The organism is Limosilactobacillus reuteri, from assembly GCF_020785355.1.
Lineage (GTDB): Bacteria > Bacillota > Bacilli > Lactobacillales > Lactobacillaceae > Limosilactobacillus > Limosilactobacillus reuteri_I.
Genome location: NZ_JAJGVH010000032.1, coordinates 27,838 through 41,003, shown reverse-complemented (window position 1 = coordinate 41,003; position 13,166 = coordinate 27,838). Strand labels below are relative to the sequence as shown.

Genomic DNA, 13,166 nt, shown 5'->3' with positions numbered 1-13,166 from the left:
ATTAATTATTTGTTTTTGTTCAATTGCATTAATAAAGGCAACCTCTTTTAATTAAATTTTAATGATCCAGGGGGAATAGAACATGGTATCAAAAAATAATAAAAAATTGATTGCGGAAAAGAATCGGCGCAATGAAAAGCAACGGTTTGCCATCCGTAAATTAAATGTTGGTGTCGCATCAGTCTTACTTGGAATTACTTTTAGTATTTACGGTGGTGGACAAGTAGTAGCACACGCTGATACTGCCAATGCTAGTGACCAAGTTGCCACAAGTGATACGGGCGATAATAGTTTAGCCACTAAGTCCGAAGTTGCTTTAAGTAGTGCTGCTTCAAGTGCTAATCAATCGTCCATATCAGCAACTAGTGCTAATAGTGCAGTCCAAAGTCAAGCGTCAGCTAATAGCCAAACAGCAGTAACTGCTAACACTCCTGCTAGTGATGATGCTGTTGCTTCAACTGCAACTGTAGAAGCAACTAAGGATCAATCTACGACAGAAAAGCAACCAAGTGCTAGTCAAGAAGTACAAACTCCAACACAAGCACAACCGGTAGCACAAGAAAATAGTTCTAGTGATGCGAGCCTTAATGCAACCCGGCAAGTCCTAAATACGATTGCTAACAGAAATTCGGTGCCTGTTGCAAATTATTTGACGTCATTTGCTGCTGTTCCTGCTAGTGATGGTGTAGAAACTACCACTTTAAACTTATTTACTAATCAAGAAACCAATGCAAATAATCTTGCTGAAAGTAAAGTGGCAACTACAGCACTTGCGGCTGAAACAGAAGATCCTAATGCAGTGACAGTTAGTGATGCAGACGGATTAATTAATGCTATTCAAAAAGGTACAGCTACTACCATTAATGTTGCAAATGACATTAATTTAGGTACTAAGACAAGTAGTTATTATACTGGGACCTCTATTTCAAATAAACGTGATATCACTATTCAGTCTGCTATCCCTGGCACAAAGTACACTATTGATTTTGCTGGATATGGGTTCAATATGTACAGTAATGATTACGGTGTAACATTTAAAGACCTTAATCTCTATGGCCAGAGTTATTACGGTATCGTTCGTAGTGCTGGTTCATATACTTTTGATAATGTTGACTATACTGGTTCCCAACTTGTTTATACTGATTCTGGATACAATGCTACTGTAATCTTTAAAAATACAGTGAATGCTACTTCAGTGGAAAATTATGTGGGACCACTTGATAATAAGACACGTACTGCACAATATAATGGTAGTAAAGGTAATCAACAGGTTCTTCAATTTGCGAATGGTACTAATAATATTAATTTTGAAGCAGGTAGTAGAGTTGCATTTACCACAAATAACTCAAATGTAATTGAAATTGATAGGGGTACAACTGTAATTAATGTCAAGAGCAATTCTGATGGTAGTGCCGGAGCGCAAGTTACCTTAAACCCACATACTAAAAATGGACCAGAACAGTTAAACGGTATGAGGATGGATGGTATTGCTCGTGGTATTGCATCGAATGGGAATACAACTTTAAATATTGATAAGGGTGCAAATCTTAATATTAATTTAAAAGATGATTCTGATGATAAATATCATTCTGGTGCACTATATTTAAACTCTGGAGCAACTATCAATAATAACGGTAATTTAACTATTACGTCTGAAGGTACGCCATATTATCATGCACAAGGTTGGGATGACCCCGTTTATATTAATGGGGATGCGACAATTAATGTTGGTAATGGTGCAACCTTTAGTCTTGAAGCAACTAATCTGGGAGACTTCAACGGGCATTTAATGACTGTTTCAGGTACAGGAACTGTTAAGCTTGATCCTCACTCTAGTTTCAAAATTAGTGCGGATGGTACTGGTGCTGTAACTGCAATTAACCTTTCAAGCGGTAGCACCTTTACTTCTGATCAACCCAAAGAATTCACTATTGATTTATCTGCTAATATTAGTTCCGACAAGACTTTGATTAAGAACGGTACAATCAAATTTACCCGTGTTAAAAACACTAATGTTGCTAGTCAATATCAAGTCCCATTAGGTAAGGTCGATGCCACATATAGTTCTAATGGTACGTTAAGCAACAGTGTAGTAACTTCCTTAAATAAAGACGTTCCTACAACAATTTATGACTACATTAAGACAAATCCGAGCGCTCTCTCTTTTGTCGCTGCTGGTGAAGATGTAACTCTAACGAATTTACATCTTGACAAAAATAATCAATTAACTGGTATTACAACATCTACTGGTGACAGTAAGACTCCAATTTATATTACTGTTTTGATTAATGAGACTGCTACAGGCGTTCCTGAAGCAGGAATGTATCGCCTATATACTGATACTGATGGAAACATAACTACTACAAAAGTAACTTATACCGGTACTCCTAAAAATCCCGACGGTTCACCAAAGCCTAATGGGGGAGAATTCTCTATTGATCTATCCTCGTTAGCTAGTCAATTAACTGATGACGCAAAGATTACCGTCGTCGCTTCTAAAGACTTCGTTGAATCTCCAACGCTTACTGAAACGGTTGCAGCATTGAGACAAGTAAATACTGCTACTCTTCAAGAATTAGTAGACGCTGCTTCTGCCGAAGAACAAAAGCCAAGTTACTACAATGCTACTGAAGAAGCTCAAATGGCATATAATAATGCAATTGCAGCTGGTCAAGATATTCTTGATAATCCAACAAGTTATGATCAAAGTGATGTAGATGGAGCAGTAAGTGTCATTCAACTTGCTTTAACTGCATTAACTGGTAAAGAAACGGATAAGACTGCATTGCAAACTGCTGTTGATCAAGCATCATCAGTAGAATCAAGCAATAACTACACTAATGCGGATACCAGGCTTCAAGATAACTACCAAGCTGCCATTAAAGCAGGTCAAGGCATTTTAAGTAAAGAAAATGCTACTCAAACTGAGGTAGATAATGCATTAACCACCATTAATAATGCAAAAGATGCTTTGAATGGTGATGCTAAGAAAGCAGCAAGTAAGGAAGCCCTTCAAAAAGCAGTTGATGAAGCACCTACTGTAAAATCAGATGATGCGGCATACTACAATGGTTCTGATGAAGCTAAGAAGGCTTATGATGAAGCAATTACCGCTGGTCAAAAAGTGTTAGATGATTCAGACGCAACCGCTACTCAAATTACTGCTGCGTTAGATGCCATCAATACTGCTAAGGGTAATCTTAAGGGTGAAGCAACTGATAAATCAGCGCTTCAAAAAGCAGTTGACAATTCTGCAACTGTAAAAGAAAGCAATAACTATACTAATGCAGACGAAACTCAAAAAACTGCATATGATAATGCAGTTACAGCTGCACAAACAGTTTTAGGTAAAACTAATGCAACTCAAGCAGAAGTAAACAAAGCTCTTCAAAATCTTGAAACTGCAAATAATAACTTAAATGGGGATGCTAAGACTGAAGCTGCAAACAAGGCTGCCTTAGAAGCTGCTGTTAAGGATGCGCCAAATGTAAGAAATACGCCTGCATACTATAATGGTAGTGAAGAAGCCCGAACAGCATACAATAATGCAATTACTGCAGGTCAAGCAGTTTTAAATGAAGCAAATCCATCTGCAAGTGATGTTAAGAATGCTTTAGATGCAATTAATGCAGCAAAAGATAACCTTAAAGGTGAGGCTACTAATACTGAAGCCTTGGAAACAGCTTTAACCAATGCTAATAGTGCTAAGAACACTGGTAACTACACTAACGCCGACCAAGCAAATCAAGAAGCTCTTAATAATGCGATTACTGCAGGTCAAGAGATTTTAAAGAATACTAATGCAACTCAGGCAGATGTAGACAATGCAGCAAAGGCTATTACTGATGCAATCAATGGCTTGAATGGGGATACTAACCTTACAAATGCTAAGAATGCTGCTACTGAAGATATTCAAAAGGCTTTAGATACTAAGACTACCCAAATCACTGACGCTACTAATATCGATCAAGCTACTAAGGATCAATTAATTGCCGATGCTAAGAAGGCAGCAGAGGATGCTAATACTGCGATTAATCAAGCAACCAAGGCCGATACAGTTAATAGTGCTAAGACTGAAGGAATTACGAACATTAACAATGTAACTGTTCCAAGTTTAGATGATGCTAAAACTAAGGCAACCAAAGAAATTGATCAAGCATTAACTGATAAGACTAAGGAAATCAATAACGCTGAAAATATTGACCAAACGACTAAAGATCAGTTAATTAAAGAAGCAACTGATGCAGCGAATACAGCAAAGGATGCTATTGAAAAAGCTACAACTAATAATGATGTAGCAACTGAGCAGTCAAAGGGTATTGATGCAATTAGCAATGTAAAGGTACCAAGCGTTACTGATAGTCAAAATACTGCAAAAGAAGCAATTGATGATGCCCTTAACGCTAAGACTAAGGAAATCAACGATGCTAACAATATTGATCAAACAACTAAGGATCAATTAATCAAAGAAGCAACTGATGCAGCTAATAATGCTAAAGAAGCCATTGATAAAGCAACGACAGCTGATGCAATTAAGACTGCACAAGATGAAGGAACAACTAATATTAATAATGTTACTGTTCCAAGCTTAGAGGATGCTAAGAAAGCAGCAAATAAAGCAGTAGATGATGCCCTTACAGCTCAAACTGAGGTAATTAATAAAGCTGATAATCTTAATGATGCAGAAAAGAAAGATCTAATTGATCAAGCAACTGCTGAAGCCAATAAGGCTAAAGAAAATATTGAAACTGCTACAACAAACAATGAGGCAGCTCAAGCAGGTCAAGCTGGTGTGGATGCAATTAAAAAGATTGTTCCAACAAGCTTAGATACTGTGAAATCTGATGCAAATAAAGCAATTGACGATGCTTTAACTAAGAAATTAGAAGAGATCAATTCCGCTAGTGATTTAACTACTGATGAAAAGACTGCGTTAACACAAGAAGCCAATACAGCTGCGGATAAGGCAAAAGAAGAAATTACTAATGCAACGACTAATGATGCTGTAATTGAAGCACAAAATAATGGTGTTACTGCAATTGATGGCATTAAAGTTCCAACTGAATCAGCAGTCAAAGAAGCAGCTAAGAAGGCAGTAGCCGACGCAGCAACTGCAAAGAACAATGCAATTGATTCTTCAAACTTAACTGATGAAGAAAAAGCTGCCTTGAAACAAAAAGTTACTGAAGCACAAAATGCTGCAGATCAAGCAATTGACAATGCAACAACAAATGCAGCAGTAACTGAAGCTCAAAAAAATGGAGTTACTGCAATTAATGGTATTGAAGTAACTACGTCAACAGCTAAAGAAGCAGCTAAGAAGGCAGTAGCTGACGCAGCAACAGCAAAGAATACTGCAATTGATGCTTCAAACTTAACTGATGAAGAAAAGGCTGCCTTGAAACAAAAAGTTACTGATGCACAAACAGCTGCAGATCAAGCAATTGACAATGCAACAACAAATGTAGCAGTAGCTGAAGCGGAAGACAAAGGCGTTAAGGCAATTAATGGTATTGAAGTACCAGCTAAATCAGATACTAAGGACCAAGCAACCACTGACCTTAATACAGCAGTTGAAAATGCTAAGAAGGCCATTGATCAAGACAGTAATTTAACTGATGAACAAAAGCAAGCAGCTAAGGATCAAATTGACTCTGATGCTAAGACTGCTCAAGAAGCTATCAACAATGCCAAGACTAACGATGATGTTAAGAAGGCAGCGGATAATGGTACATTAGCAATTGATAAAGACGTTGCTAATGCCGCCATTGATAATGCAGTCGCTGGTAAGAAAGCAGAAATTTCTAACTCATCATTAACAGACGAAGAAAAGACTGCTTTGAATAATGAAGTAGATCAAAAAGCCAAGACTGCTAAAGAAGCAATTAACACTGCAACTACTCCAGAAGCAGTAACTACTGCACAAGAAAATGGTATTAAGAATATCAATGATATTGACGTACCATCTGAATCAGCAGCTAAACAAGCAGCTAAGAAGGCAGTAGCAGAAGCTGCAGACGCCAAGAATAGTGCAATTGATTCTTCAAACTTAACAGACGAAGAAAAAGCTGCCTTGAAACAAAAAGTTACTGATGCTCAAAACGCCGCAGATCAAGCGATTGATAATGCAACTACTAATGCAGCAGTAACTGAAGCTAAAGACAATGGTATTAGTACAATTGACGGCATTAAAGTTCCAACAACATCAGCGAATAAGGAAAAAGCAATCACTGACCTTAATACGGCTGTTGATGAAGCGAAGAAAGCAATCGATCAAGATAGCAACTTGACTGACGAGCAAAAACAAGTTGCTAAAGATCAAATTGATTCTGATGCTAAGACTGCTCAAGATGCCATCAATAATGCCAAGACTGATAATGACGTAAACAATGCAGTTAACAGTGGTAAGGTTGCAATTGACAAAGATGTTGCTAATGCAGCTATCGACAATGCAGCTGCTGGTAAGCTTAAGGAGATCCAAGATCCATTAACTACTGAAGAAAAGCAAGCTTACACTGATTTAATTAATTCTGAAGCAAAGAACGCAAAACAAAATATTGCTAATGCAACTACTGTTGAAGAAGTAACCACTGCACAAAACAGTGGCGTAGATGCAATTAACAAGATTGAAGTGCCAACTACTTCTACAGTTAAGGACGATGCTATTAAGGCAATTGATAAAGCATTACAAAATAAGACTGATGAAATCAATAGTGCTTCTAACCTTAACACTCAAGAAAAGACTGACTTAATCAAGCAAGCAACTGAAGCAGCAAATACTGCTAAGAACAATATCAACAACGCCACTACTAATGCTGGTGTTGAGACTGCCCAAACCAATGGTGAAAAAGCAATTGCTGATGTAACAGTTCCAAACTTGTCTGATGTTAAGAAGGAAAGTATTGATCTCATTAACAAGGCTTTAGATGCCAAGACTGACGAAATCAACAATGCTTCTAACCTTTCTCAAGATGAAAAGCAAAGTTTGATCAATGATGCAACTAATGCCGCAACTGAAGCAATTAACAACATCAACCAATCTCAAACAAATGATGATGCTAAAGCTGCAGCAACTACTGGTGTTCAGAACATCGAAAATGTTACTATTCCAACTCTTGACGAAGCGAAGAAGAACGCTAACCAAGCTATTGATGATGCGTTGAATGCTAAAGTAAATGAAATTAATAATGCGTCTAACTTAAATGAGACTGAAAAGCAAAAATTAGTTGATCAGGCAAATGATGCAGCAGCTACTGCTAAGAATAATGTTGAAAATGCCACTACCAATGATGGTGTGCGCGATGCAGCCAATGCAGGAATTGACAACATTAAAGGCATTAGCTTTACTTCACTAGAAGATGCTAAGAAGGCTGCTAATACTGCAATTGACAATGCTTTGCAAGTTAAGACAGATGAAATTAATAATGCATCTAACTTAAGTACTGATGAAAAGCAAGACTTAATCAATCAAGCAAGTGAAGTAGCTAAAACTGCAAAAGACAATATCAACAATGCCACTACCAATGATGCTGTGACTGAAGCACAAAATAAGGGGATTGCAGATATTGCTAATGTGACTGTTCCAAGCTTAGATCAAGTTAAACAAGATGCAATTAATGCAATTAAGCAAGTTCAAGATGCTAAGAATAAGCAAATTGCTAATGCATCTAACCTAAGTGCTGAAGAGCAAAAAGAATTAACTGATCAAGTAGATAAAATTGCTAACGATGCAATTGCTAAGATTAATGAGGCAGCAACTACTACCAATGATGCAGTTACTGCAACCCGCGATGAAGCAATCAAGCAAATTACTGATTTATTTATTCCAACTCTAGACGGTGCGCAAACAGATGCAATTAATGCAATTGAAAGTGCTAAGAATGCTAAGCTGAATGACATTAACAATGCTGCTCACTTAACTGATCAAGAAAAGCAAGCTTTAGTTGATCAAACCAATAAAGCTGCTGATGAGGCAACGAAGGCAATCAACGCTGCTCAAACTAATGATGAAGTTAAGAGTGCAGAAACAGCAGGGTTAGATAGCATTAATAACATCACTATTCCAACTCTAGTTCAGAAGCAACAAGAGGCAATTGAAGAGTTGAATGCAGCCCGTGATGCTAAGAATAGCGCAATTGATAAAGCTGCTGATTTAACTACTGATGAAAAGAATGCTTTGAAGGATAAAGTTCAAGCAGAATACAGTAATGCAGTATCAAATATCACGAGTGCGACAACGGATGAAGCAGTAACAACTGCTAAAGAAGACGGCATTGCTGCAATTAAAGACATTCAAATTCCAACTAAGTCAGCTGCAAAGGAACAAGCAACCACTGACCTTAATGATGCCGTTGAAGAGGCTAAGAAGGCCATTGACCAAGACGGCAACTTGACTGACGAAGAGAAGCAAGCGGCGAAGGATCAAATCGATTCCGATGCTAAGAAGGCCCAAGAAGCCATCGATAATGCAAAGACTGATGATGAGGTAAACAGTGCCGTTGATAATGGTAAGCTTGCCATTGATAAAGCCATTGCTAATGCCGCCATCGATAATGCAGTTGCTGGCAAGAAGGACGAAATTGCTAAATCACCATTAACTGATGAAGAAAAGACTGCTTTAAATAATGAAGTCGATCAAAAGGCTCAAGATGCTAAGGAAGCAATCAATAATGCCCCTACCCCAGAAGCTGTAACCACTGCGCAAGACAATGGTATTAAGAATATCAATGATACTGAAGTGCCAACTGAGTCAACAGCTAAAGAAGCAGCTAAGAAAGCTATTACAGAAGCAGCCGAAGCTAAGAACGATGCAATCGATTCTTCAAACTTAACTGACGAAGAAAAAGCTGCATTGAAGCAGAAAGTTACTGATGCCCAAAATGCTGCAGATAAGGCAATTGATAGTGCAACTACCAATGCTGCAGTAACTGAAGCCAAGGACAATGGTATAAAAGCAATCAACGCCATTGAAATCCCGACTAAGTCACCAGCTAAGGACCACGCAACCACAGACCTTAATAATGCCGTTGACGATGCTAAGAAGGCAATTGACCAAGATAACAACTTGACTGACGAAGAGAAGCAAGCTGCGAAGGATCAAATCGATTCCGATGCTAAGAAGGCCCAAGAAGCTATCGATAATGCGAAGACTGACGATGAGGTTAAGACTGCCGTTGACAATGGTCAGCTTGCCATTGATAAAGATGTTGCTAATGCCGCCATCGACAATGCAGTTGCTGGTAAGAAGGCTGAAATTGCAAAGGCACCATTAACCACCGATGAAGCTAATGCCTTGAATGACTTAGTTGACCAAGAAGCAAAGGCAGCTAAGAATGCAATTGATTCAGCTACTACCATTCCAGCGGTTGAAGATGCTAAGAATAAAGGAGTTGCTGCAATCAACGATATTGCAGTTCCAACAACTTCATCAACCAAGGATCAAGCTAACCAAACAATTGATGATGCTTTAGCTAACAAGACTAAAGAAATCAATGATGCAACCAACTTATCTGATAAGCAAAAGCAAGACTTAATTGATCAAGCCAACGAAGAAGCAGCAAAGGCTAAGGAAAACATTAAGAATGCCACTAGCAATGAAGCAGTCAACAAAGCTACTACAGATGGTGTAGATGCTATTGCAAATGTCACTGTCCCAAGTCTTGATGATGCGAAGAAAGATGCTAGTCAAATAATTGATGACGTTCTTAAGCAAAAAGAAGATGAGATCAATAATGCTTCCCACTTGACTGATCAAGAGAAGCAAGACCTCATTAACCAAGCACAAAACGCCGCTAACGAAGCTAAAGACAAGATCAACCAAGCGACAACTAATGACGATGTAGCTACGGAAAGAGATGCTGGCGCAGAAAAGATTGCTAATATTGTCGTTCCGAGTCTTGATGATGCTAAGGATAAAGCCACGAAGGCAATTGATGATGCTTTAGCAGATAAGACGAAGGAAATTAATGATCAAACTCATTTATCTGATCAAGAAAAGAAGGATCTTATCAACCAAATCACTGATATTGCTGATAAGGCAAAGGATAAGATTAACAATGATTCTAATGACGCAGAAGTTGCCAAGGACGAAAAAGATGGTATCGATGCAATTGTTGATACTAAGGTTCCTGGCTTAGAAGATCGCAAACAGAATGCAATCAAGTCCTTAGACGAGGCTAAATCTACTAAGCTTGCCCAAATCGATGAAGCAACTCATTTGACTGCAGATGAAAAGGCCAACTTAACTCAACAAGTTGATGCGGAATACAATAAGGCCCTTGATAATATTAATAAGGCAACAACCAATGACGATGCTGATAAAGCAAGTGCAGACGGTGTAGAAGCCATTCTTAATATTGCTGTTCCAAGTCTTGATGAAAAGAAGCAAGATAGTATCGATGCTCTTAATGAAGTGCGTGAGGCGAAGAAGGAAGAAATCAACAACGCAAACAACTTAAGCCAAGATGAAAAGGACGAGTTGACTAAGCAAGTTGATCAAATTGCTGATAATGCCATTAATGCAATCAATGGAGCAAAGGATGATCAAACAGCTAAGGATGCGGGAAATAAGGGTATTCAAGATATTCTTGATGTTAAAGTGCCAAGCTTAGATGAAGTTAAGAATAATGCTAAGCAAGCAATTGCGGATGCCTTAGAAAGCAAGACTAATGAGATCAATGCTGCTTCAAACCTCGATTCTGCTACTAAGCAAGAATTAATTAACCGTGCTAACGCAGAAGCAGATACAGCCATTGAAAAGATTGATCAAGCTACCAGCAATGATCAAGCATTAGCTGCATCTCAAGCAGGTGTTGATAAGATTTTAGGAATTGAAGTGCCAACTCTTGCTGATGCTAAGCAAAGTGCCATTGATGCAATTAATGATGCTCTTAAACAAAAGGAAACAGAAATTAATAACGCCTCACAGCTAACTTCTGATGAGAAGCAAAATCTAATCAATCAGGTAAACAACATTGCCGATAATGCTAAGGATGCTATTAACAACGCAACTACTAACCAAAGTGTTGAAGAGGCAAAGAATGCTGGGATTGAAAATATTAATGCTATCAATGTTCCAACGACATCAGCTGCTAAAGATGAAGCAATCAAGGCAATTGATGATGCCTTAACTAATAAGGTTAACGAAATCAACAATGCTACTAATATTACTGCTGGGGAAAAGGCCAACTTAATTGATGAAGCTAATAACGCGGCTAATACAGCTAAAGATAATATTACGAAGGCAACATCTGATAGTGAGGTTGCAACAGCTACTACAGATGGTATTAACGCGATCGCTAATGTAACGGTACCAAGTCTTGAAACCGCGAAGGACCAAGCAAAGAATCTGATTGATGATGTTCTCAACGAAAAGAAGAATGAAATCAATAATGCTGATAATCTTTCAGATAGTCAAAAGCAAGACTTGATTAACCAAGCAACTGACGAAGCGGATCAGGCTAAGAAGAATATTGATAATGCTACAACCAATAATGATGTTCAAACTGCAGAAGACAATGGTGCTCAAGCAATTGAAAATGTAACTGTTCCAAGTCTTGATGAAGCTAAGAAGGCTTCAACTAAGGTAATCGATGAGGTATTGAAAGAAAAGACGGCAGAAATTAATGCTGCAACTAACCTTTCCAATACTGAAAAAGATGCTTTAATTAAGGACGCTACAACTGCGGCTAATACTGCTAAGGATAATATTGCGAAGGCAAAAACTAATGACGCAGTTAAGGATGCTGAGACTGATGGTGTTAAGGCAATCCTTGACATTAAGGTTCCTGGCCGAGAAGATCAACAAAAGGATGCTATTGCTGCCCTTGATAGAGCATTAGCTGATAAAGTCAGTGAAATTGATAATGCTAATAATCTTTCTGAAACTACTAAGCAAGATCTTAAGCAACAGGCTCAGGCAGCATACACGACCGCTGTTGACAACGTAAATAACGCCCAAACTAGTGCGGAAATCAATGCTGCTCGGGATAACGGTGTTCAAGCAATTCTTGATATTACAGTACCAACGTTAACTGATGCTCAAGATGCTTCAATTACAGCAGTTGAACAAGTTCGGGATGCTAAGAAGACCCAAATCGAAGCAGCTAAGAACTTGACTGAGGCGCAAAAAGAAGCATTGAAGAACCAAGTAGACGAGATTGCAGATAAGGCAATTGATAATATTAAGAATGCAACCACTGACGCCACTGTTAAGGATGCGGAAACAGCAGGAATCAACGAAATCTTGAATGTAACCATCCCAACTCTGGATGCAGCAAAGAGTGATGCTAAACAAGCTATTGCCGATGCATTAACAGCTAAGACGGCTGAAATTAACGCTGCTCAAAACTTAACTGATGCTGAAAAGCAAAAGCTAATTGATCAAGCACAAACCGAAGCTGCTGCTGCAAACAAGAATATTGATGCAGCAACAACTAATGATGCGGTTGAACTTGCTGCGAAGAATGGCGTGCAAGCAATCTTAGATATTCAAGTACCAACTGTTGAAGAGACTCGCGACCAAGCGAAGAAGAACGTTGATAATGCTTTGAATTCTAAGAAGGAAGAAATCAATAATTCTAACCTAAGCCCAGCAGCGAAGGAAGCGTTGATTAATGAAGCTGAACAAGCAGCAGAAAATGCGCGGACAGCGATTGACAATGCTACTACTGCTAGTGCAATTAGTGAAGCAGAGGCAGCTGGAATTGCGGCAATTGAAAATATTAAGGTTTCAAACGCTCCTACTGAATCTGATAATTCTTCTAACCACCAGACTAATACTGAAACGCCAACTGAAGGCAACAGTACTAGCCAAGATAATAACAATGCAACTCAAGCTCCGGTTCAAGGTAACAATACCCAAGCCGACTTAACGGGAAGTCATGGAACTAACCTTACTACTGGTCAACAGACAGAAAAAGCTGCTGATACAAATAGTAAGGAAGCATTACCACAAACAGGTAATGAAACAGAACGTGGCTTAAGCATTGCTGGCTTAGCAATTGCAAGTCTATTAGGCTTATTCGGACTTTCAGGATTAGGTAAGAAGAAACGCGATTAAATTAATTAGTCGTTTGATAAGCTTAAACTGGTTTAGGATAAATTAAAAATGCCCCGCTCTTATTTAGGAATGTATAAATAAGAGTGGGGTATTTTGTTATCTTTTT

Annotated in this window: 1 protein-coding gene; it reads left to right on the top strand. The window is 38.4% G+C overall.

Annotated features, from left to right (window positions below):
• Positions 1–82: 82 nt before the first annotated feature.
• Positions 83–13,060, top strand: coding sequence for a DUF1542 domain-containing protein (locus tag LMB56_RS00895; RefSeq protein WP_229283373.1), 12,978 nt, complete (start codon positions 83–85; stop codon positions 13,058–13,060).
• Positions 13,061–13,166: the final 106 nt, after the last annotated feature.

What these genes read in the sequence shown, in the direction of transcription:
- LMB56_RS00895 (WP_229283373.1), top strand. Translation starts at nt 83, where the DNA reads ATGGTATCAAAAAATAATAAAAAATTGATTGCGGAAAAGAATCGGCGC.